The sequence below is a fragment of the Brasilonema sennae CENA114 genome, assembly GCF_006968745.1.
GTDB lineage: Bacteria > Cyanobacteriota > Cyanobacteriia > Cyanobacteriales > Nostocaceae > Brasilonema > Brasilonema sennae.
Window position 1 is genome coordinate 6,735,330 of sequence record NZ_CP030118.1, and the last position, 23,504, is coordinate 6,758,833.

Annotated in this window: 18 protein-coding genes; 9 read left to right on the top strand and 9 right to left on the bottom strand. The window is 42.2% G+C overall.

Annotation, left to right across the window (positions count from 1 at the left end):
* Nucleotides 1-64 precede the first annotated feature (64 nt).
* From DP114_RS28055 to plsX, 6 genes are all read right to left on the bottom strand, one after another.
* The gene (locus DP114_RS28055) at nucleotides 65-367 is read right to left on the bottom strand and encodes a DUF2288 domain-containing protein (protein WP_169266074.1); all 303 of its coding nucleotides are present in this window, start codon (nucleotides 365-367) and stop codon (nucleotides 65-67) included.
* A gap of 357 nt (nucleotides 368-724) precedes the next feature.
* Nucleotides 725-1,771 carry an AI-2E family transporter gene (locus DP114_RS28060; RefSeq protein ID WP_169266075.1) on the bottom strand — a complete coding sequence of 349 codons (1,047 nt, stop codon included), beginning with the start codon at nucleotides 1,769-1,771 and terminating at the stop codon, nucleotides 725-727.
* Nucleotides 1,772-2,041: 270 nt separating this feature from the next.
* Nucleotides 2,042-2,680: a lysophospholipid acyltransferase family protein gene (locus tag DP114_RS28065; protein ID WP_169266076.1), complete on the bottom strand. Its 639-nt coding sequence runs from the start codon at nucleotides 2,678-2,680 to the stop codon at nucleotides 2,042-2,044.
* 209 nt (nucleotides 2,681-2,889) lie between these two features.
* Nucleotides 2,890-3,768 carry an ACP S-malonyltransferase gene (gene fabD / locus DP114_RS28070; protein ID WP_169266077.1) on the bottom strand — a complete coding sequence of 293 codons (879 nt, stop codon included), beginning with the start codon at nucleotides 3,766-3,768 and terminating at the stop codon, nucleotides 2,890-2,892.
* Between the two features lie 94 nt (nucleotides 3,769-3,862).
* Entirely contained in the window at nucleotides 3,863-4,855 is a 993-nt protein-coding gene (locus DP114_RS28075; RefSeq protein WP_169266078.1) for a beta-ketoacyl-ACP synthase III, read from the bottom strand.
* Between the two features lie 123 nt (nucleotides 4,856-4,978).
* Complete coding sequence (gene plsX, locus DP114_RS28080) at nucleotides 4,979-6,004, bottom strand: phosphate acyltransferase PlsX (RefSeq protein ID WP_169266079.1); 1,026 nt, start codon at nucleotides 6,002-6,004, stop codon at nucleotides 4,979-4,981.
* A 571-nt stretch (nucleotides 6,005-6,575) separates the two neighbouring features.
* On the opposite strand from plsX, the gene DP114_RS28085 reads away from it, so the two are divergent.
* The gene (locus tag DP114_RS28085; RefSeq protein ID WP_169266080.1) at nucleotides 6,576-7,898 is read left to right on the top strand and encodes a D-alanyl-D-alanine carboxypeptidase; all 1,323 of its coding nucleotides are present in this window, start codon (nucleotides 6,576-6,578) and stop codon (nucleotides 7,896-7,898) included.
* Nucleotides 7,899-8,030: 132 nt separating this feature from the next.
* On the opposite strand, the gene lptC is transcribed toward DP114_RS28085, so the two are convergent.
* From lptC to metG, 3 genes are all read right to left on the bottom strand, one after another.
* The gene (gene lptC, locus DP114_RS28090; protein ID WP_169266081.1) at nucleotides 8,031-9,239 is read right to left on the bottom strand and encodes an LPS export ABC transporter periplasmic protein LptC; all 1,209 of its coding nucleotides are present in this window, start codon (nucleotides 9,237-9,239) and stop codon (nucleotides 8,031-8,033) included.
* 35 nt (nucleotides 9,240-9,274) lie between these two features.
* Nucleotides 9,275-9,922 carry a LabA-like NYN domain-containing protein gene (locus DP114_RS28095; protein ID WP_169266094.1) on the bottom strand — a complete coding sequence of 216 codons (648 nt, stop codon included), beginning with the start codon at nucleotides 9,920-9,922 and terminating at the stop codon, nucleotides 9,275-9,277.
* 147 nt (nucleotides 9,923-10,069) lie between these two features.
* Entirely contained in the window at nucleotides 10,070-11,671 is a 1,602-nt protein-coding gene (gene metG, locus DP114_RS28100; RefSeq protein ID WP_171978323.1) for a methionine--tRNA ligase, read from the bottom strand.
* Nucleotides 11,672-12,039: 368 nt separating this feature from the next.
* Here metG and DP114_RS28105 point away from each other — a divergent pair, with 368 nt between their 5' ends.
* The 8 genes from DP114_RS28105 (at nucleotide 12,040) to DP114_RS28140 (ending at nucleotide 23,422) form a co-directional block, all read left to right on the top strand.
* Complete coding sequence (locus DP114_RS28105; protein WP_169266082.1) at nucleotides 12,040-12,768, top strand: lysophospholipid acyltransferase family protein; 729 nt, start codon at nucleotides 12,040-12,042, stop codon at nucleotides 12,766-12,768.
* Nucleotides 12,769-12,909: 141 nt separating this feature from the next.
* Entirely contained in the window at nucleotides 12,910-13,737 is an 828-nt protein-coding gene (locus DP114_RS28110) for an alpha/beta fold hydrolase (RefSeq protein ID WP_171977686.1), read from the top strand.
* Between the two features lie 420 nt (nucleotides 13,738-14,157).
* Entirely contained in the window at nucleotides 14,158-14,508 is a 351-nt protein-coding gene (locus tag DP114_RS28115) for a type II toxin-antitoxin system PemK/MazF family toxin (RefSeq protein ID WP_169266084.1), read from the top strand.
* 154 nt (nucleotides 14,509-14,662) lie between these two features.
* Nucleotides 14,663-15,898, top strand: coding sequence for a hypothetical protein (locus DP114_RS28120; RefSeq protein ID WP_171977687.1), 1,236 nt, complete (start codon nucleotides 14,663-14,665; stop codon nucleotides 15,896-15,898).
* 262 nt (nucleotides 15,899-16,160) lie between these two features.
* Nucleotides 16,161-18,998 carry a PAS domain S-box protein gene (locus DP114_RS28125; protein ID WP_171977688.1) on the top strand — a complete coding sequence of 946 codons (2,838 nt, stop codon included), beginning with the start codon at nucleotides 16,161-16,163 and terminating at the stop codon, nucleotides 18,996-18,998.
* Nucleotides 18,999-19,008: 10 nt separating this feature from the next.
* On the top strand, nucleotides 19,009-19,485 hold the full coding sequence (locus tag DP114_RS28130; RefSeq protein WP_169266087.1) for a response regulator: 477 nt from the start codon (nucleotides 19,009-19,011) through the stop codon (nucleotides 19,483-19,485).
* Between the two features lie 2 nt (nucleotides 19,486-19,487).
* Nucleotides 19,488-21,740: a hybrid sensor histidine kinase/response regulator gene (locus DP114_RS28135; protein ID WP_171977689.1), complete on the top strand. Its 2,253-nt coding sequence runs from the start codon at nucleotides 19,488-19,490 to the stop codon at nucleotides 21,738-21,740.
* Between the two features lie 203 nt (nucleotides 21,741-21,943).
* Nucleotides 21,944-23,422, top strand: a complete 1,479-nt coding sequence (locus DP114_RS28140) for a leucyl aminopeptidase (protein ID WP_171977690.1) — start codon at nucleotides 21,944-21,946, stop codon at nucleotides 23,420-23,422.
* The last annotated feature ends 82 nt before the right edge of the window (nucleotides 23,423-23,504 follow it).

A 23,504-nucleotide genomic window follows, 5' to 3' on the forward strand; every position in this document is an offset into this window, starting at 1 on the left:
TTATAAGTTAAAAAATATTTCGACTTGACGAAACTGAAGAACTTTAGCGATCGCTTTATCTTTTTTAGGCAGCAGCTTTTTCTTGTATAAGCACGTAAGGTTGGACAATCAAAGTCTTAAACTGCTTTGCACCCTGAGTGTTCCATTCTCCTATTTGTGTAACCGAGGGTTTGGTAATCAATGCCTCATCTACCCAAGTTTCGACTTGCGATACATTATCGCCAGCGATCGCCACTCCCACATCTAGTATATCTAGCCCTACCGCCACGAGAATTAGAGCATCCCGTTGCGCATGAGGAATCAGCCATTCCCACTCCGCCTCATCCAAATTTTCTGTTAATTCTGCTCTTAAATCTGTATCAGCCATTCGTCAGGAATTATAAGTTCTCATCTACTATAATAAATAATTCCAATGTAAATAACACATCTTTTTTTTCGCTCTGTTTCAATTTTGTTTTAAACAACTATAACTTTCAATAAAAAATACATTCTTTAGGATTTATTACAAGTAGGTCAACATTGAAAACGTAAGATAAAGTTTTGGCGATTACTGAGTCCCAAGGGGACACGCTGCGCTAACGCTTCAATCCGTTACGTATGCCCTATGGCTAACGCCACGGCTACGCCGAACGGGCAAGCCTTACGTCTAAAGCCCTGTGGGCGTGCGCTTGCGCATACGTAATGGCATTTTACGTTTAATTAAGTTGACCTACTTAACAATATTTTATAAGGATTCAACTTCCGCTTTCATCTCATCAATTTCAAATAAAGAAACTAAAACTCCAGCAATCGGAATAGAAATAAAAAGTCCCAACAATCCTGCAACTTTCGCCCCAACAAGTAAAGCAAAAAAGACAACAACAGGATTAAGATTGAGAGCACCTTGCATAATTCTAGGCGTAATTAAATTGTCTTGTATTTGTTGAAGTATGATGCAAGCTACTAAGACTTTGAGTGCCATCCAAACACTTTGTGATAAAACAATCAAAGTAATGATACTCACTCCTAATGTAGCTCCTATGCCAGGAATGATGTCCAATATTCCAATTATCACTGATAATATTAATGCAAAAGGTACTTTTAGTATTAAGAAAACAAGAAAAGTCGAAGATGTCAAAAATAAAGTTAATATCAACTGACCTCTAAAAAATCCCAAAAAGTTACGTCTGATTATATTTGTAAATTTATCTCGTCGTTTTTGGGGTACTGTTTTAATAATAAAAGACCAAAGCTTTTCGCCATCTAGTAACATAAAAAAAGCGATAACAGCAATAAAGACAAAAGTCACAAAGTTAGTAATCATGCTTTGGAAAATATTTAAACTGTTAACAAGCAGAGATATAGCTTGATTTCGCAATTGTTCTTCAATGACACTCAAGTCTATTGGCAAGTTACGATTACGAAGAAAAGCTTCTATTCGTTCTACTAACGGTATTAAAGAGTTTAAAAATGCAGAGACTGTATCAATTAATTGTTGTCCTTGAGATAAAATTGTTAAGCCTACAGTAATTGTCAAACCACCAATTAGGATAATACTCAATAAGAAAATGACAACAACTGCTATACTGTGAGGTAAAAAGCGTCGCAGCCATTGCACAGGATAACTTAGTAAAAAAGCTAAGATTGCAGCAAATGTAAAAATAACAATGACTGATTGAAAATAATCTAGAAGCAGTGTTATTGCCCATCCAGAAGCAACTAAAAGCAAAAAACGGACTAACGCCAGATTATTCAGGCGATACCAAAAATTGTTGGCATCAGAACTGCTCATATATTATTTCGGAAGAGCTTGATGAGGGTGAATAAAGTTCAGCAGCGTGGAACTAATATCAAGTCGAACTCAAGATTTTTAAATTAAGGTTTTTTACTCTCTTTCCCTAAAGATAGATGCAAAAAATCCACTAATTTTCAGATTATTATTGATAATTTGTAACGTCAATTAACTATCCAAAATCTCAAATTAAAATTGTATGGTTTTAAATTGACATAAATTCAGTGGCTTTTGCCACCTCCTTTAAGCATATTTTCAGACTCTTCCAAATTATCGTCCCAACTCGTGGAGCGTGTTAATTGCTGCTGCACACTTTTGCGTTAACGCTTCCAATTCCTCTTTATCATTAGAACTGGGAGCATTTATCAGTTCGCCAATTCGCACTGTGACTGGAACTGAAACAGGAGTTTTTGAACCTTTTTGCTCAATTGCCTGAGTTCCCCACAAAGATACGGGCAAAAGTGGGACTTTGGCTTTAGCAGCAATCAGGGCTGCACCTCTTTTGGGATCTGTAATGCGTCCGTCTGGAGTACGTGTTCCTTGTAGAAAAAGACCTACAGCCCACCCGTCATCAAGATACTTCATAGCTGCACGGATAGCAGTGCGATCGGCACTACCTCGACTCACAGGATAAGCACCGTACAACTCAATTGCTTTACCGAGAATTGGGATTTTAAAGAGTTCTTCCTTTGCCATAAACGCAACTGGACGGCGTACGCAATTAGAAACAATGGGTGGATCGTAGTTACTTGCATGATTGCTAACTACTAGTAGTGGTCCTGTTTTAGGGACATTTTCAGCACCATAGATTCGTCCCTTGAAATAAACCTGAAGCATGGGACTGACCACTGACCACTTAAATGCGTGGTAAAGTAACAAACTTACATATGGTTCACGGTTTCGAGACATAGTCGAAAGGGAGAGGATAAACAATTCAAAATTCAAAATCACCAAAGATTTGAGTCTCCTCCGGAGACGCTGCGCGAACGGAGGAAACCTCCGCTCAAACTTCTCTCAAAATTCAAAATTTCAAATTATGGAAATCACTAATCTGAATGTGGGACAAGTGAGTAGTGAGTCGTTAGTGACACAATTAACGACTCACTACTCATAACTCACTAAAGAGCTAAATGACCTAGGTTGCTGACGTTTTCTAAGATTAAGTCAGAGCAAGTGCGTTTAATTAAACCAGTTAGCACATTACCAGGACCAATTTCTACCACTCGCTCAATGCCATTTTCTGGTAGTGCTAATGAAATTTCTCGCCATCGCACTCCTCCAGTCATTTGTTGTATTAAACGTTTTTTCAAAACACTTGCATCAACAGTAGGAACTGGTTCTACGTTTGATAAAACTGGTACAAAAGCTTGATTAAATTCGACTGATTCTAAAATATCTTGAAATTCAGCGGCTGCTGGTGCCATTAAAGGCGAATGAAATGCCCCAGAAACATTCAAAGGCTTAGCACGCTTTGCCTTAACTTGAGACATTACCGCTTCTACTCCTGCGGGTGTGCCTGATATGACCACTTGACCAGGACTATTATCATTTGCTATCACTACCTCAGGAGTAGAAGCAATGACTTTGTCCAACTGTTCACGATCAAAGTTCATTAAAGCTGCCATCATCCCACCTGCAGTGGTCTCCATAAGTTCGGCACGACGCTTTACTAAACGCAACCCATCAGACCACTCGAATACTCCAGCCACGTAAAGGGCCACGTATTCTCCTAAGCTGTGACCTGCAACTAAATTCGGTTTTTCTTTCTGACGCATAATATCAGCGAGAATACTTTCTACAACGTATAAACAAGGCTGTGTGTAGAGAGTGTACGCCAACTTTTCGGGATTGTTCTGACAGATTTCGATGACAGACCAGCCCAATATGTTCTCAGCTTGAGCAAATTTTTCTTGTGCGGATGGCACATCTAATAAGTCTATTCCCATTCCCTGGGACTGTGAACCTTGTCCAGGAAAAACCCATGCAGTTTTAGTCATTAGTCATTAGTCATTAGTCATTACTCATTGGTCATTGGTCATTGGTCATTGGTTATTAACAAATAACAAATAACCAATGACAAAGGATAAAAAACTATCTTCCCCATTGGAAGATGGCTGCACCCCAGGTGAGTCCAGCACCAAAGCCAGAAGTGACAATAATATCACCCGTCTTGATTTTGCCTTGCCGCACTGCTTCATCTAAAGCAAGGGGGATAGAGGCGGCAGAAGTGTTGCCATAATTGGCGAGATTACTAATAACTTTGTGTTCTGGAATATTTAGGCGTTGAGCAACAGCGTCGAGAATGCGCTGATTTGCTTGGTGCAATAATAGCCAATCTATTTGGTCAACACTAAGGTTGGCACGAAACAAAGCTTTGTCAATAACTTCTGGCACTTTTTGTACGGCAAAGCGGTATACTTCTTTGCCATTCATGGTGATGGGTTGGAAGTTGCCTTTTCCAACATTGACTTGTTGAGTCAATTGTGTTGGCTCTGCTGCATAAGCAAGATTAAGGCAGTTATTCTGAGTTCCGTCGCTTCTGAGTTCAAATCCCAGCAAGTAATCTTTCTGGTTTGCCTGTATAACGACAGCGCCAGCACCATCACCGAACAATACACAAGTTCCCCGGTCCTGCCAATCTACCCAACGAGAGAGAAAATCCGCTCCAACAAGCAGTACGTTTTGATAAACTCCAGTCCTGATGTATTGGGCAGCAGTCACTAGCCCAAACACAAAACCAGAGCAAGCTGCGGTGATATCAAAAGCTACCGCTTTGGTAGCTCCCAATTGACCTTGAATGTGACAAGCACTGCCAAACAAGTCATCAGGACTAGAGGTTGCTAGCACAATTAAATCCAAGTCTTGTGGCGAAATTCCAGCCATTGCGATCGCCTGCTCACTAGCAGCAGTCGCAAGTTCAGTTATCGTTTCACTTGCTTTTGCCAATCGCCGTTGACGAATTCCTGTTCTTGTGGTGATCCATTCGTCTGATGTTTCAACCACTTCTGTTAGTGCGTGGTTATCCAGGAAAGTTGCTGGTACTGCTGATCCACTTCCCGTGATTGCTATTCCTAAGTTTTGCACTCTGGCATCTCCAAAGCTATCAGCTTTTAGTGATTAGTGATTAGTCATTTGTCTTTAGTCAACAGTCTTGAGTCGTTAGTAAAGGACTTTTGAGTTTGACTTTGACTGAAAACAAGGGAAGTGTTAACCACTTTCTTGCTGAATGCTTTGATATTGAGACTGAATTCTGTGCAATACTCGGTTATCTACAGCTTCTTTTGCCATGCGAATTGCATTAAAAATCGAAGGTGCTTGGGAGCTACCGTGACTGATAATGCAAATTCCATCAACGCCTAAAAGCAAAGCACCTCCATGTTCTGCATGATCCATTCGCTGCTTTATTCGCTTGAGGTTAGGTTTTAAAATTGCTGTCCCAATTTGACCGTGTAATCCTTGGGGTAATTCTTCTCGGATAATCTGGAGCATGACTTCCCCAACTGCTTCGGCAAATTTTAACAACACATTGCCCACAAATCCATCACACACAATCACATCAAAGTGACCGGAAAGAACATCACGTCCTTCCGCATTGCCAATAAATGAGATTTGGGGATTTTCACGCAGGAGTTGGTTCGCACGAACAGCGGCGTCATTGCCTTTGGTGTCTTCTTCGCCGATATTCAACAAACCGACTTTGGGTTCTGGAATACCTAAGACATACTGACTGTAAATCGACCCCATAACAGCAAACTGCTCTAAAAACTTGGGACGGCAGTCTACATTTGCGCCGACATCAAGTATGAGCACTGGTTTTCCTGCTACCATAGTTGGAAACATTGCACCAATTGCTGGACGGTCAATTCCTCGCAGTCGTCCCAAGCGGAGCAAAGCTGCTGCCATTGCTGCCCCAGAGTGACCGGCAGAAACCACAGCATCAGCCTGCTGATTTTTTACCAAATCCATAGCTACGTTAATCGAAGCCTTAGGTTTGCGTCTAATACCGCTTAAAGGCTCCTCATCCATTGTGATCATTTCCTCAGCAGGAACGATCTCTACCTGCCGCAGATTAGTTTTTGGCGGCAGTTTGCTTTCTATTTCTTGGGGATCGCCTACTAATAAGACTTCTACGCCCAATTCTTCTCGTGCTCGCAGTGCGCCAGCAACGATTTCATCAGGTGCGTAATCCCCTCCCATTGCGTCAATTGCGATCCGTGCGCCAGTCGATCCCATTGCTCAGAGCTTCTAGAAACCTTACAAATTTTACCAGATGCCAAAGAGTGAAAGTAGTAGATATTCTGATCAAGGCAAAACTGATGAAGTATAAGTTATAAAACTTTCAAGCTTCATACTTGAGCCTTGATCCTTTCTCAAGAGGTGCTAACAAGCTCAACATAACATGAATTACCTCTGTAACTGAGAAGCAAAACCACACTATTGAGGATAAAGTTTAATCTGTTAGTTAATCCTTTTCACAAAAGCTGGCTTTTTGGCAACACAAAAAGCACCAAAGCTACCTAAAATCAGAAAATTAGCCTGATTTAGGGGTAAACCTCAGAAATATGTGGGATAGACAAAAAAGAGTACCCTGTATGAACAACTAGATTCACCAAAAGCGCAAATGAAAACTTTCTATTTTCAAATGTTTTGGACTCAAGGTTATACTTTCTAGCAAAGCTTGTTTGCATGCCCTACTTCCGCGTGGCAAAAACTGCGGTTATCATGACTCAATGCCGGGTCTCGTGGGAACACTTACGTAATCATACACTAAACAAAATAGCATATTCTACAGAGGCAATGAAGCATGCTGGAATTGTTCGGTTCAGGTTTAATTTCTGTTTGGCTGGAAATGGCTGGAGTCAATGTCAAGCCCATAAATGCTTTGGATATCTTAACTTGGCAAGGTAGCCCCGGCTTAGTTGTTGCCGCCGATCCAAATCCAGTTGGGGCTGCTACGGTGCTGGAATATCTCAAAGGATTACAAACATCGAAATTAATAGCAGCAAATCAAATCGAAAGTCAGGGAATTTGGATACAGTCTGGACCGATGCTTATGGCTAATCACCAAGGCACGACTCCTCTTCCAGCTGCTTCCTTAACCAAAGTTGCTACCTCACTCGTTGCTTTCAAAAATTTTGGTCCAGATCACCAATTTCAAACTTTGGTTAGTACTACAGGATCTTTGCAGAATGGTGTATTACAGGGCAACTTGGTGATTACAGGTAGTGGCGATCCGATGTTTGTTTGGGAGGAAGCCATAGCGCTTGGTAATAGTCTCAACCAGATGGGCATTAAACGTGTTACAGGAAATTTGGTGATTACCGGGAATTTTGCGATGAATTTCCAGCGTAATCCAGTGCTAGCAGGTCAGATGCTTAAGCAAGCTTTGAATTATGCTACTTGGCCCCGTGGGGCTACTTTTCTACACTCGCTGATGCCAAAAGGAACTCCTAAGCCTCAAATTGTGATTGCTGGAGGTGTGAAAGTAGAACCAATCGCAAATCCTCAACCGACTTTGCTCTTGCGTCACCACTCACTACCTTTAAAGCAAATCATTAGGGAAATGAACGTTTTCAGCAATAATGAAATAGCTCAAATGCTGGCAGATGCTGTGGGGGGAGCGGAGGTTGTGCAATCAACAGCTGCTACTCTGGCAAGGGTACCGCAGTCAGAAATTCAGTTAATTAACGGTTCAGGGTTAGGACCTGAAAATCGCATTTCTCCCAGAGCAGTTTGTGCTATGTTTATGGCAATTCAACAGCAAGCATTCGCTTATCAGTTGACTTTGGCTGACTTATTTCCAGTCTCCGGATTTGACCATCGGGGAACGATGCACTCTAGACATTTACCTGCTGCGACGCTCATGAAAACTGGCACTCTACGGGATGTTAGTGCTTTAGCCGGAGTAGTGCCTACGCGCGATCGCGGTTTGGTATGGTTTGCCATTCTTAACCGTGGTACGAATGTCTCAGGTTTCCGCACTGGACAAGACCAATTGTTACAACGTTTGGTACAGCAATTACAAGTTGCTCCAGCTGTTCCTGCTACTGTCACTCCTCACATAGCTACCAATGCAATACCTCAATTAGGTGCAGCTAGTCGTAATGAAATGTTATACGGAGGCTAATAAGAAATTCAAAATTCAAAATTCAAAATTCAAAAATAAGAAATGAGCCTCCTGGTAAATATCCTGCTTATTAACTATATGTGTCCCTTTGGAACTTACAAAGCACGTTCTTAGAATGCGATTAGAGCGATACTATTGATTTTTCACTTTTCTGTCTTGAGGAATGATCTCTGTCACGACCTTTTTTCCAGAACCATCGCTGTTGATGACAATCGTTTCTGCTTGCAAATCACCGGAGGCTTTTTGACCTGTAAAAGCTAATGGAGGATCTGCTTGGCGATAAACGACATCCCCTTGAGCCTCAACTAATTTCTTGTCAAAATACCATGTTAAGGTCTTTGATTTAAGAGACTGGCCACGCTCTCCAACGCCAGAAACGTTTCCTGTTAAATAAACAGTTTTTTCCGGTATCTTCATTTCGCCTTGATTTGCACTAACTGTTACTTTTTCAGTTTGATGGAAGACCCGCACAGGAGAATTAGTTTTTACTGTTTCTGAGTTTAGGTTCCAAGTCATAGAGTTACTAGCGACTTGCACTGGTGGGTCTAGTAACTCTAGCTGTGCATTTTTCTTAACGGTAGCAATTTTTGTCTTCAAGTTAACTTCAGCAGAGTCTCCTTGACCTCGGTCAGTAATTTGGTTGTTTTTATAATGATCCATTTGGACAGGGCGATCGCCTATTAATGTTTCTTCTTTTATTCGCCAAGTCAAATGCTCAGTTCGCATTTGTAATTGCGGTTCCAAGCAGTTTGCAACCACTCCTCCAGAAAACTCCATGCGTTGTTCGCGAGTTTTCACTCGCGCCTCCTGCGCTACGGCTTGTAGTTGTTTATGAGTTCCATGAAGCTGGTTACGGACAATGAGCAAATCTTCTTTTGGTCGCCACTCCAACTCATTACCGTTTAAAACAACACCATTGCGAGGATCTATCGCGACAATTTTCCCTTTTAGAAACAATTGCTTACCATCTTGCGCAATGTCTGCCATTTGAGCTTGTACTTGATAAACAACTTTGCCATCTTGGTAAAGTTCACCATATGGACTTTGGGCTGCACCAATTTGTTTTTCTTTGGTGTATTTTGCCTGTTTTGCTCTGACTCTCCAAATTGGTCTGCCAACTTCATCTGCTTGCTCTAAGGTGACACCAAAAAAAGTTAGGTTACTATCTTTCTCTCCAGGCGATGGACTCTCAACAGGTGGTTTGGTCGTGACGTGAGTTTGGCTCCCAGCACAAGCAACTAACCCTACGGAGATTAGGGAGAAAAGGAGCCAGCGCGATGCGGAGGACAGTGTTGGAGCAAACTTTCCAAGAGGAATTTTGAATTGATTTGTCCGCCTCATCCTCCTTATCTCCCTTTCTCCTCTTGCTTAGTGCTTCATGACTCTTGAATTTCAATCTGCTGCCCGTCGCTTTCCCTGGGATCTTCCATAAATCCTATAGGGGCTAGTGATCGATCTAGTACTCGATAAGGGTAGCTTTGGCGAGGAGTTTTCTGAATATCTTCTTTAATTGCTTCTAAATCAATATAGCGATCGCTCACATTAATCAAACTGTCGCTCGTCATGGAGCGTAAACTGACCACCTCAACCCGCACACCGCGATAGCTGACTGAATTCACTGCATACGCCAGATCTCCGTCACCACTGACTAACACTGCTGTATCATATGAGTCTACTAAAGCCATCATATCTACCGCAATTTCTACATCCAAGTTGGCTTTTTTGGACCCATCTGGCAACTGTACCAAATCCTTGGCAATAACCCGGTATCCGTTGCGTCGCATCCACAACAGAAAACCCTGCTGTTTTTCATTTGTGCGATCTACTCCAGTATAAAAGAAGGCTCGCAACAATCTAGAGCCTCCTGTTAATCGACATAGTAGCTTGGTGTAATCAATTTCAATTCCTAGTTGTAGTGCTGCATAAAATAAGTTTGACCCGTCAATAAAGATGGCGACACGACCCCGATTTTCTAAAACTTGTTCTGGCGTAAATATCGAATCATTTTCCAGATTATTCAACATTGTTGTCATACCTCATTTTTATGAAAATGTAATAAGTGATACTTTTTTTTTACAGATCAGCAAAGAACGGCTTATGATAATCTTTCAGGAGTGATAAATTTAGTCCTGATAAAATCAGACAAAATTCAGTAATGAAAATTGGAACAACTAATTGTTTTTAGCAGGTTCTATTCGTTTAAAGACTGGTCTAGCTTCACCTAGCTTTTGTTGATTTGTTAGTACTCCCCATGTGCTATGAATCGCAAAAGGAGCAGCGGTGGCGGTTTCTATTTGTTGATTAAAATTAATTCCGTAACCTAGTTGCTGGTAAATATCACTACTTGTATCAGGAATGATCGGAGATAGGAGATAAGCTGCTAGTCTCACTGATTCCAGCACTGCATACAGAACTTGTTCAACTGCTTGGATTTGTCCTTGTTTATACAATGACCAAGGAGCTTGTTCATCAATAAACTTATTACTGGCTTGCACCAGTAAAAGGATAGCTTCGCAAGCATGATTGAAGGCTAACGCTTCATATGCATGTTTCACTTGTTCCCCAAGACGTAAACCAATCGCTTTCAAAGGATGCTCAATAGGTATATTTTCATTTGTAGTTGTCGGCACATTGTTAGCGCAGTATTTCTTCACCATGTTTAAAGTGCGGTTTAGCAAATTACCTAAATCATTTGCCAAATCTGCATTTACCACATTAATGAATCTACTTTCATTAAAGTCGCCATCCTTGCCAAATTCGATTTCCTTAAGGAAGTAATAACGAACAGCATCACTACCATAGCGCTTCACCAAACCTATGGGATCGAGGGTATTACCCAGACTTTTGCCCATTTTCTGACCATCTTTGGTCAAAAAACCATGTCCAAAAACTCGCTCTGGCAATGATAAGCCAGCGGACATGAGCATTGCTGGCCAGTACACTGCATGAAAGCGCAGGATATCCTTACCAATCAGATGCAAATTGATCGGCCACCATTTTGCTAAGGCATTTTCTAAAGTTGGTTCTTCATCCGGTTCTAGCAATGCGGTAATGTAACCTAAAAGCGCATCGAACCAAACATAAAGAGTATGGTTAGGATCAACTGGTACAGGAAAACCCCAATCTACATTCACCCGTGAAATGGAGAAGTCCTGCAACCCTTGATTCACAAAGTTGAGGACTTCATTTCGGCGGCTGTCTGGTTGGATAAAATCCGGTTGAGAGTGGTAAAGTTTTTGCAGTTTCTCTTGATATTTAGATAAGCGGAAGAAATAGTTCTGTTCGTCTCGCCACTCAACTTCTTTATTTGGGTGGAGAGGACAGCGGTGTCCTTCTAACAGTTCTCTTTCTTCTTTGAATTCTTCACACGAAACGCAGTACCAGCCTTTTTGTTGTCCCTGGTAAATGTCTCCAGCTTCCCACACTCGCTGAAAAAATTCTTTGACCAGAACTTCATGACGAGGAGCAGTCGTACGAATAAATCTATCGTATTGAATGTTTAGTAACTGCCATAGGGAGACAAAACCCGCTGACATTTCATCACTAAAGCTTTGAGGCGATCGCCCTTTGCTTTCTGCTGTCCGCTGAATTTTTTGCCCGTGCTCATCTGTACCTGTAATCAGGAGGACTCTACGTCCCAAAAGTCTCTGAAACCTTGCCTCCACATCTGCTGCCATTGTTGTATAAGCACTGCCAATATGGGGTAAGTCGTTTACATAATATAGTGGTGTTGTGAGTGCAAATGTCTTTTGTGTTCTATTCACTTGATTTATGCAAAAAAAAACTAGTTGTTAAAAACGTTTTCTCTCTTACCTTTTTTGGATAAAACCACGCAATTATATCATATCTCTCCTTGTTTCAATTTTTTCTTAATTTTAACAAATTTATGTCGTTTGAGTTTGTTTAATGAATGTCATAATCTCAGCTTATTTGTCCCAATAATTGGGAAGTTACTTACTAAGATTCCACACGAAACTTGTCATTACATTAAGAACATTAGAAGACAAACCTCTTTTACACAAAAAACTTTACCGATTTTGTTGATCTGAACATTTCTACCTTAAGGCAGTCGCCGTTATCGGTTAAAAAATGTAAATTCTTAATAAAGATAAGCTGCGAAATTTCCTGATCCTATATCAAGATGACTGTAAATAGCCCCCTTGAGGTTTCTCGCTGGTTACTGGCGGCGCTATCAACCAAAATGTTTCGCTACTACGAGGATCGCATTCCCCAAGATGCCAGTGTGTTAGTAGTGAGCAATCACCGCAGCTTTATGGATGCACCCATTTTAATGGCGGCTTTATCAAGTTCTATTCGCTTTGCTTGCCATCACTATATGGGGCAAGTGCCTATAATGCGGGAGATTGTTACAGGACAATTAGGTTGCTTTCCTCTAGAGGAGGCAAATCAACACCGCCAGCAAAGCTTTTTCCAACAGTCACAACTGCTATTGCAGTCAAAGCAAATAGTAGGAGTTTTTCCTGAAGGAACAAAACCAATGGTAGAATTTACCCAACCGAATCGGGTGGGTGAATTTGAACGAGGTTTTGCCCATTTGGCATTGCGAGCACGGGTACGAGATTTAGCAATTTTGCCAATAGCAATAGCATCCCTTGAAGAAGTTAACACATCTGCTGTACCTTTGAGGGTATTAAGTTTGTTTGACCCTTCAGAACCTTTATTCAATCAGTCAGGTTGGCATCCACTAGTCACATATCAACGTGTCGCCGTGCTCATCGGTCATCCATATTGGATTAAGCCTCTACAAAAAGAAAAATATCAAGGAAAAAAAGCAAGAACTATGGTGACAGAATTGACAAATCATTGTCACTCAGAAATTGCAAACTTACTGCGTGAAGGTTGCTATTAAAAAAATTAGTCATTAGACCTCTCCAAAAATGGCTATGAAACCAATACCCCGCGCTTGCACTAAAAATCATTTTTGGAGAGGTCTATTAGTCGTTTAGTTAGCTTATGACTAGTGAAGTGTTGAAATGTTAAGTGTTGAGCAATGACTATTCCAAAAGTTGATCTAAAGCCATGTTTCCTCAGTCCTAAACGACTCCAGCCAGAGTTGCCATTGTTTGTGTATTTACCAGGAATGGATGGAACAGGTCAACTCTTGCGATCGCAAACTGCTGGATTAGAAGTTGGCTTTGATGTCCGTTGTTTAGCGATACCAAGGGAAGATCTGACCAGTTGGGATGAGTTAGCTAAGAATGTCTTGGACTTGATCCATGCAGAATTAGAAAAAAGCCCCCAGCGTCCTGTTTACCTGTGTGGAGAATCCTTTGGTGGTTGTTTGGCGCAGAAAGTAGCGGTCATTGCACCACAGCTGTTTAAGCGCATTATTCTCATCAACTCGGGAAGCGCCTTCCAGCTTCAGCCTTTGTTAACTTGGGCATCTCAATTGAGTTCCTTGGTTCCATCCAACCTTTATAACATCGGCGCACTAGGTTTATTACCTTTTTTGGCAGCTTTGGCACGCATTTCTAGGAGTGATAGACAAGAACTCCTAAAAAGCATGCGTTCCGTACCACCAGAAACTGTTCTGTGGCGAATATCGTTACTGAGAGATTTTTGCGTTGAAGAGGAACAGTTACGTCGCCTGACTCAACCTGTTTTGGTGATTGCGGGTGCTAGCGATCGACTTTTACCTTCCTTAGCTGAAGCAAAACGTTTGGTTAGTATCTTACCCAATTCTAAGATGGTGGTACTACCACATTGTGGGCATGCTTGCTTGTTAGAAACAGATACTAACCTCTACGAAATTATGAAGGCAAATGATTTTTTAGACAGTAGTGTTGAAGCAGCTCAGGAGCAAGAGGCTAGGGGATAAGGATGAGCAGTGAGGCAGTGCGCCCTTGCGAGTTTGGCGACTTATTCGTGTAGACGTCGCCCCGCAGGTATACCAAAAGGATAAGTGGGCGCGTAGTCATTTTCATAAATTTTACTTAATTATTGAGATTTTATTCTGACAATTTAGCTATATCCATTTCATAAAAGAATATCATTAGCTCACCAATTAAAATAAAAAATAACCCGAGGTAACGATGAATATACAACTGGTTTAATCCTTACTACAAGTTATTCTCGCTTTACCAAATGAAGAACGTTTGTGGTTATAAGAAAAGTTTTTTGAAAAGATTTCTTATCCTTCTACTAATGAACTGATGCATCTTGCTCACAACGGAAAAGCATTTGATTTTTTGCATAATGAACCAGAACTCTACAATCTTGAGGACGCAGAACCTGTCTAGTGGCACTTGACAAAGGAGATATTGTTCTAGTTTTATTCCCATTTACTCACTTAAGTCAGACAAAGTTACGTCCTGCTGTAGTTCTTCTGGAAAACACTAGTTTGAATGAAGTTACGCTCTATTTCATTTCTTCACCAAACGTTGATAATCTGAGTTCAGATGAATTTGCCCTAGATAGTTCAGAAGCAGAATTTTCTGGGACTGGATTACGAGTTGCATCTATTGTGAGAGTAACTCGAATTGTGACCTTGCAACGTCAACTGATTATTCGACGCTTAGGCAAGTTAGGAGTCAATCAAATACAGACATTGAATGCACTTATAATTCAATCATTCAATTTAATGTCATAAAATTTATACTGGCGTTCAAGCTAACAGCTAGCTATAGTTTGAGTAGAAGTCCTGTTGAAACTTCCTCTAACGACTTATCCTGATAGAAAGATGCTAACTGCTCACACCTTCCTTCAAAATAAAATAGGGAGATTTCTAGAGAAGGTGGTAAGCAATGACAGACAAACTTAGTAAAGACACAGAAGATACAAAACTAAATAATAATATACTTGCGTCCGAAACAAAACAAAAAAAGTCATCCTTGTTAGAAACCGTTGCTGAAACAGTGGGCTGTGTTTTTGGAACGGCTGTGGGCGTAGGAACAGCTGCTGGTAACACTGCTATAGAAGCTGGTAAAGTCGTTGCAGAAACAGCAGTTGATGTGGGAGAAGCTGCAGCAAAACAAACTCATAACCTGATTTCACAAGCAACTCACACAGCAGGAGAAGTTGCAGAACGTATTGGCGATATTTGGCTAGTCCGAAAGCTGGCTGGGTTTTTAAATCTGAATTGGGTTTTTGGTGCTGTTGATACTGTTAATTTAGATAAGGCAGAAGCAGAAGTCAAAAAGCTCAAGCAAAAATACCCGAATGAATCATCTAGGCAACTTGCCCACCGGATCATGCTTGAAAAAGCAACAAAAGCCGGGGGTATTGGATTAGCAACTAGTGTTTTGCCAGGAGTGGCGGCGGCTTTGTTGGCAATTGATTTAGCAGCGACAACAGAGTTACAGTCAGAAATGGTTTGTCAAATTGCATCTGTCTACGGATTGAATTTAAAAGATCCTGCCCGTAAGGGAGAAGTATTGGCGATTTTTGGTTTGGCGTTGGGTGGCGGTCGTCTTTTAAAAGCAGCAGGTTTAGGTTTACTAAGAAATATACCTTTTGCTGGCGCAGTGATTGGTGCTAGCTCTAATGCTACAATGATTTATTCCTTGGGGTACGCGGCTTGTCGATTTTATGAAGCGAAGCTAGATGAATCAAAGTCGCTCGATTCTGAGGAGACACTGAATACTTTAAAACAACAAAGCGAAAATTATCTGGAAAAAGCAATGGCTCAAGAAGCCGCAATGGATCAACTTCTAATTCATTTTATCCTTGCTAACTATCCAGAAAAAACATGGGAAGAAATTTCGACAGAGTTGCAAGCTTTGAACCTCAGTTCAACTTCCTTGAAAGTAATATCTGAAAATCTTAAATCACCTCAGCCTTTGGATACACCTCTCAATCAACTCAACCGAGATTTTGCTGTACCATTATTGGCTCAATGTTATAAAATTGCCAGAGTAAAAGGTGAGATGACTCCAGTGGCACAGCATATTATTAATACTATTGCTGCTAAATTTGATATTGATCTCAATGTTGTTCAGTCTACTGTTGATGCATCGGAAAATTTAGCAAATACAAAATAATTGAATTGATTTGTCTGATGCCAGACAATAAACAAAACAAGCCGGTTTCTCTAAGAAGCCGGGTTTCTTATTTATATAAATATACCAAAGTAAAAAAACTATCTCAAGGTTATTCCACAAATGTTATTATCAGTCTTAAGTATATTGTAGTAAGAGTTCCAGCATTTTTTGAACTTGCAAAAAAAGTTGGATAATAATTATTGCAAAAATTATTATATGAAAAGTATTATAAAACAAGATCCTAAAGTTGGAGTCAAGGCTTATGCCTAACTTCACTGTTACGAAAAATATTTCACAATACGACGCTGCCTTTAGCATAGCCCTGCTCGTGGTGTTGTTAGAGGTCATGTTTTTGGCACTGATTTGGTGGAACGCCAGATTCATTAATCACGTAGATGACAAGCGCAAACAAGAATCAGCCGCACTAAGGGAAAGTGAAGAACGCTATCGGCTGCTTAGCGAAAACATTCCCCAGATGATTTGGATCAGCAACCCAGATGGCTTTGTAGAATACTACAATCAGCGCTGGCTAGAGTACACAGGACTCAAACCTCAAGAATCATTGCCCCAACACACTTTGGAGTCGAATTGGCAGCAAGTTGTTCATCCTGACGATTTATCACAAGCTTTGGAAAAATGGACAACTGGACTCAAAACAGGAAATCGCTATGAGGTACAGTACCGCCTGAAACGATTTGATGGGGTTTATCGTTGGCATGTCGCACAGGCTTTACCATTACGTGACGAGGACGGCACAATTGTTAAGTGGTTTGGCAGCTGCACTGATATCGATGACCAAAAACGGACAGAAGAAGCGTTGCGTCAGAGCGAATCACGGCTGCGGCTATTTGTCAACTCAGATATTATTGGCATTCAATTTGGTGATGTGTATGGAGGAGTAGGTGAGGTTAACGACGCCTATCTCCACATTCTTGGTTATACCCGTAAAGATTTTCTACAAGATAAAGTGCGGTGGAGTGAGATAACTCCAAGCGAGTATCTACCGTTAGATGAAGCGGCGATGGCCGAGGCGAAGATCAAGGGATTTTGTACTCCTTACGAGAAAGAATATATTAGAAAGGATGGTTCTCGTGTTCCAGTGATCATTGGTTTCGCCTTGATTGATGAGCAACGCGAAGAGGCGATCGCCTTCATTTTGGATATTAGCGAACGGCAAGCCGCGCTCTTGCAACGCAAGGGAGCAGAAGCAGAACGCGATCGCTTCTTTACGCTATCAGTTGATATGCTGTGCATGACCGGATTTGATGGTTACTTCAAGCGTGTCAATCCGGCTTTTGAGAGAATTCTCGGCTACACTCAAACAGAACTACTCACCAGACCTTTTATTGAGTTTGTACATCCAGAAGACCGAGCAAAAACTTTGGCAGAAGTGGAGAAACTTGCAACAGGAGCCTTAACACTCAATTTCGAGAACCGCTACCACTGTAAAGATGGTTCCTACAAATGGCTGGTTTGGAATGGGGTTCCCGATGTTGAGTTAAAGTTGCTGTATGGAGTTGCCCATGATATTACTGAGCGCAAACAGATAGAACTGACGCTGCAAGAGCAGGCAGAAGCTTTGCGAATTAGTAGAGAACGTCTGGATTTGGTCATTCAGGGAGTAGAAGTCGGTTTGTGGTACTGTGACTTACCGCTGGACAAGCTGATTTGGAACGACCAGTGCAAAACGCATTTTGGTCTACCACCTGATGCCGATGTCACGATTGATTTATTTTATCAAGTCCTACATGATTATGACCGCGAACCCACACGCCAAGCAATTCAGCACGCGATTGAGCAGGCGACTGGTTATGATGTAGACTACCGCACAGTAGCCCCAGATGGACGCATACGCTGGATCAGGGCGATTGGACGCACCTTCTGTGATGCGGCTGGCACACCAAAGCGCTTTGATGGCATTACTATTGACATTACTGATCGCAAACGAGCACAAGCCGCCCTTGTTGAAAGCGAGCAGCGCTTTCGCCATGTCACAGATACTGCTCCAATGATGGTTTGGATGTCGGGTACAGATAAACTCTGTTACTACTTTAATAAACCTTGGCTAGATTTTACCGGACGGACAATGGAGCAGGAACTGGGCAACGGTTGGACAGAAAGTGTGCATCCCGATGATTTTCAGCGTTGTCTGGAAATATACACGAATTCATTTGATGCTCGTCAAGATTTTCAAATGGAGTACCGTCTGCGACGGTTTGATGGAGAATATCGTTGGATTTTAGATATTGGTGTGCCTCGGTTCACAACGGATGGAGAATTTTTGGGTTACATCGGCTCTTGTGTAGATATAGCAGACCGCAAGCTATCTGAGGTTCAAATTCAACAACTCAACGAAACTTTAGAAGAACGGGTAAAACAGCGCACAGTTCAATTAGAGGCAGCCAACAAAGAACTAGAATCCTTTTGTTACTCCGTCTCTCATGACCTGCGAGCACCATTGCGCCACATCACCGGATTCGTTGACTTGCTGCAAAAACGTCTTGTGTCAACAGCGGTGGATGACACCAGTAGACGATACCTCAACATTATCACCGAAGCAACTAAACAAGCGGGTAAATTAATTGATGATTTGTTAAGTTTTTCTCGTGTGGGGCGTTCTCAAATGCGTCATACCACCATTGACATGAAACTACTGCTGCGGGAGGTGCAACGTGATTTAGAACCAGAAACCAAAAACCGTCAGGTTTCTTGGCAAATAGAACCATTACCTCAGGTACAAGGAGACCCCGACTTGTTGCGGCTCGTTCTCCGCAACCTCTTGGAAAATGCCTTAAAGTATAGCAAAACTCGCCCTCTGACACAAATTACTGTAGGTAGTAGCACCAGTGAGCAAGAAGTGGTATTCTTCGTGCGAGATAACGGCATTGGTTTTGATATGAAATATGTTCACAAGTTGTTTGGCGTTTTTCAACGCCTGCACAGTGATCCACAATTTGAAGGTACAGGTGTGGGATTGGCAAATGTCCAACGCATTATTCATCGTCATGGGGGACGCGTTTGGGCAGAAAGTGAAATAGATAAGGTCGCGACTTTTTATTTTTCGCTACCAAAAAGGTTTGGAGTGGGAAGTGGAGAGTAGAGAGTATACGATGGAACTAAAGCGCATTCTCCTAGTTGAAGACAGCATTAACGATGTTGAGTTAATCCTGAGTTCACTGGCAGAAAATCATTTGGGCAATGAAGTCGTCGTCGTTCGTGACGGCGAGGAAGCATTGGATTACCTACATCGTCGAGGTTTGTATCGTTTGCGTCGCGAAGGTCATCCTGTCGTGGTGCTACTCGATCTAAAGTTACCAAAAATTGATGGTATAGAAGTCTTGACGCAACTCAAAGCTGACCCACAATTGCGAGTCGTACCAGTCGTGGTGTTGACTTCTTCACGAGAAGAACAAGATCTCGGTCGCTGTTACGAACTTGGCAGCAATGGTTACGTGGTCAAGCCAATCGATTTTCTTGAATTTGTTCAAGTCATCAAAGGTTTGGGATTATTTTGGGCAATAATTAATGAACCCCCTCCCGGTTCCATACCTCCGGCACGCAGTAATCAAGGAGTAGCAGGGATATAGCCATGTCAGGTCTAAAATTTGTCTTGCTGGAAGATAATTTGCTGGATGCAGAACTGATCAATGCCGTGTTCACCGAAAGCGGTATTGGCTGCGAACTAATGCACGTGAAAACGCAAGCCGAATTTCAGACGGCGCTAGAGCAAGATAACTTTGACCTGATTCTTTCAGATTACGCCTTGCCTGGGTTTGATGGTATTACGGCTCTAAAGATGGCGCAACATCACTGCCCAGACATACCCTTTATTTTTGTGACTGCAACAATGGGGGAGGAAGTCGCAATTGAAACCCTCAAAAGTGGTGCCATTGATTATGTTCTCAAGCAAAGATTAGAGCGTCTTGTGCCTTCGGTAAATCGGGCACTACGGGAAGCCCAGTATCGACGCGCCTGCAAAATAGCTGAGGCTCAACTGTATCGACGTGAGGAGGAGTTTAGAGCTTTAGCGGAAAACTCACCAGACGCAATCACCCGCATTGATAAAGAACTCCGCTATAGCTACGTAAATCCCGCAACAGAAATGGCAACAGGAATACCATTAGAAATATGGATTGGCAAAACAGTTGCCGAAATGGGTTCTGCTGAGGAAGTTTCCACTTGGCAAGCAAGATTACGCCAAGTGCTTAGCACAGGAATTGGGTGCTGGATGGAGTTTGATGTTCCCTCACATAAGGGACGCATTTACTATCAGGCACGGATTGTGCCAGAATATGCCGCCGATGGTTCCGTACAATCATTGCTGAGCATTGCTCGTGATGTAACACAGTATAAACTGGCAGAACAGGCATTACGGGAAGGCGAGGCTCAGTTACGCCAACAAAAGGAAGAACTGGAACGGGCAAATAAAATTAAGGATGAGTTTTTGGCGGTGCTTTCCCATGAATTGCGATCGCCACTCAACGCTATCCTCGGCTGGTCCAAAATATTACGTACTCGTAACTTAGAACCAAAAAACTTGAATCGTGCGTTGGAAACAATTGAGCGCAACGCCAAGTTACAAACACAACTAATTGAAGATTTGCTGGATGTATCCCGAATTATTCGTGGTAAGTTGACTCTGCGTCCCTACCCAACAAACTTAATTCCAGCAATCGAAGCTGCAATAGACACAATGCGTCTGGCAGCTCAAGCCAAATCAATTGATTTGCAATTTCTCATTATAGACTCTGGATTGGAAACACAGGACAAATCAATTCAAAATTCCAAATCACTGAAGATTAGAGAAGAGGTCTCCTGCGATACAACTTCTGTGCAAATTCCAAATTCTGAATCTCCTCCAATTGCACTCCAGTCGTCACCCTTATGGGAAGTAGCAGCGCGTCCACAACAAAAGGAACCTCTGCAGGCGCAGAGCTATTCTATGGAAAGCCGTGGTTCTCTATCTCACATTTCCGGACAAAAATTCCACGTTTTAGGCGATCCTAGCCGATTACAGCAAATTATCTGGAATCTAGTTTCTAACGCTATCAAGTTTACCCCACAGGGAGGACGAGTGGAAGTGCTGCTTGAAAGAGTTGGGACAGATGAAAAAGATGAGGGATCAACATCTGCCTTATTACCCCTACTCCCGATTCGCCACTCCTCAAATTCGGCGAAAATTACTGTGAAGGATACAGGAATGGGTATCAAACCTGATTTTATTCCTTACGTGTTTGATTCTTTTCGTCAAGGAGATGGTTCTACCACTCGCAAACACGGAGGCTTGGGATTGGGTTTAGCAATTGTACGCCACTTGGTAGAATTGCATGGTGGAACTGTCACCGCAGAAAGTCCGGGAGAAGGAAAAGGTGCAACATTTGTAGTACAATTGCCTATTATTGAAGATATAAGAGCAAAGAAATTGATTTCCACTTCCTCATCTATTTCATCTGCCTCATCCCCATTAGAAGGTGTGCGCGTGTTAGTGGTAGATGATGACACTGATTCACGAGATTTTTTGGTATTTGCTTTAGAGGAATTTGGAGCGATCGCCACTGCTGTCAGTTCTGCTTCTTCAGCACTAGAGGTTTTGACAACATTCAAACCAAATGTTCTCATTAGTGATATCGGTATGCCAGAGCAAGACGGCTATAGCCTGATCCGTCAAATCAGAGGATTATCACCTGAAGAAGGAGGAGACATCCCGGCGATCGCCCTGACGGCGTATGCTGGAGAAAGGGATCGTCAACTGGCGATTTCAGCAGGTTTTCAAAAACATCTTTCTAAGCCTGTTATGCCAGATCAAATAGCGAATGTCGTTGCCGAACTCGTGAGACATTAACTCAGTTATCAGTTATCAGTTATCAGTTAAAAATTATTTGATAACTGTTAAGCGTTCGGGTGTTCCCTGTTCCCTGTTTTCTATTCCCTGTTCCCTGTTCCCTGTTCCCTGATTTAATCACAAACTCTGGAATGCTCTCTAAAGCATAAAGTGCATATTTTGCGCAATACTGGTACAAGAAGTTTTACATAGAAGACAAGAGTATGGAAATTCTTGCCACTGCTACCCCCCTTCTAGAGTGGACGGGGGACGGTTTAGCAATTGGATTATTTGAAGATGCTGTAGAGTTAACTGGCGAACAGGTAACTTTAGATGAAAAGTTGGCTGGTAGTATAAAAGAGCTGATTGCTGAAGAGGAATTTAAAGGTAAGCAAGGCAGCACTGCTGTAACGCGAGTGGGTGGTGGTAGCCCAGTTCGTAAAATTATACTCGTAGGTTTAGGCAAACCCGAGGCTTTCAAACTAGAAACCTTGCGGCGATCTGTAGCCAACGTTGCTCGCTTAGCGAAAAAGCAGAAGTGCAAAACTCTGGGAATCAGCCTGCCTATTTGGAACAACGACCCAACACAAACAGCACAAGCACTAGCTGAAGGCGTTCAATTAGGACTATATCAGGATAATCGCTTTAAATCTGAACCAGAGGATAAAGGACCACAAGTTGAGAAAGTCGATTTATTAGGACTGGGTGGACAAGAAGCAGCAATTAGCCACGCCAATCAAATTGCCTCTGGTGTATTTTTAGCACGGCAGTTGGTCGCAGCTCCTGCCAACTCTGTGACACCAATTACTATGGCAGACACCGCCGCTGATATTGCCTCAGAACACGGTTTACAAATAGAAATCCTGGAACAGGAAGACTGTGAAAAGTTGGGCATGGGAGCTTTTTTAGGAGTTGCAAAAGCTTCGGATTTGCCACCTAAGTTTATTCACCTCACTTACAAACCAGAAGGAACACCCAAACGTAAGCTAGCGATTATTGGTAAAGGTTTAACCTTCGACTCTGGTGGACTCAACATCAAAGGAGCTGGCAGTGGTATTGAAACCATGAAAATTGACATGGGTGGTGCTGCGGCTACTTTAGGTGCCGCCAAAGCGATCGCTCAACTTAAACCAGATGTTGAAGTTCACTTTATTTCCGCTGTCACAGAAAATATGATCAGCGGTCGTGCTATGCGCCCAGGTGACATTCTCACTGCATCCAATGGCAAAACCATTGAAGTAAATAATACCGATGCAGAAGGACGTTTGACCTTGGCAGATGCCTTAGTATTTGCTGAAAAGCTAGAAGTGGATGCAATTGTTGACTTAGCGACTCTCACTGGTGCTTGTGTGATTGCTTTGGGAGATGACATTGCTGGTTTGTTCTCTACCGATGATGCTTTAGCAGCACAGATAGAAAAAGCTTCCCAAACTTCTGGAGAAAAGTTTTGGCGACTTCCAATGGAAGAAAAATACTTTGAAGGGCTGAAGTCTGGCATCGCGGACATGAAGAATACAGGACCACGTCCTGGTGGTTCAATAACCGCTGCATTGTTCCTCAAGGAGTTTGTCAAACAAACTCCTTGGGCGCACCTAGATGTTGCTGGTCCAGTTTGGGCAGACAAAGAAAATGGTTACAACGGTCCCGGTGCGACTGGCTTTGGCGTTCGTACTTTAGTCAGTTGGGTGCTAAGCGATAGCTAATCCAGTAATAGGGACATGAAGGAGTGAGGGCTTTGTTCCCTCTTTCCTGTTCTCTGTTCCCTGTTAAGCATTCCCTGTTAAG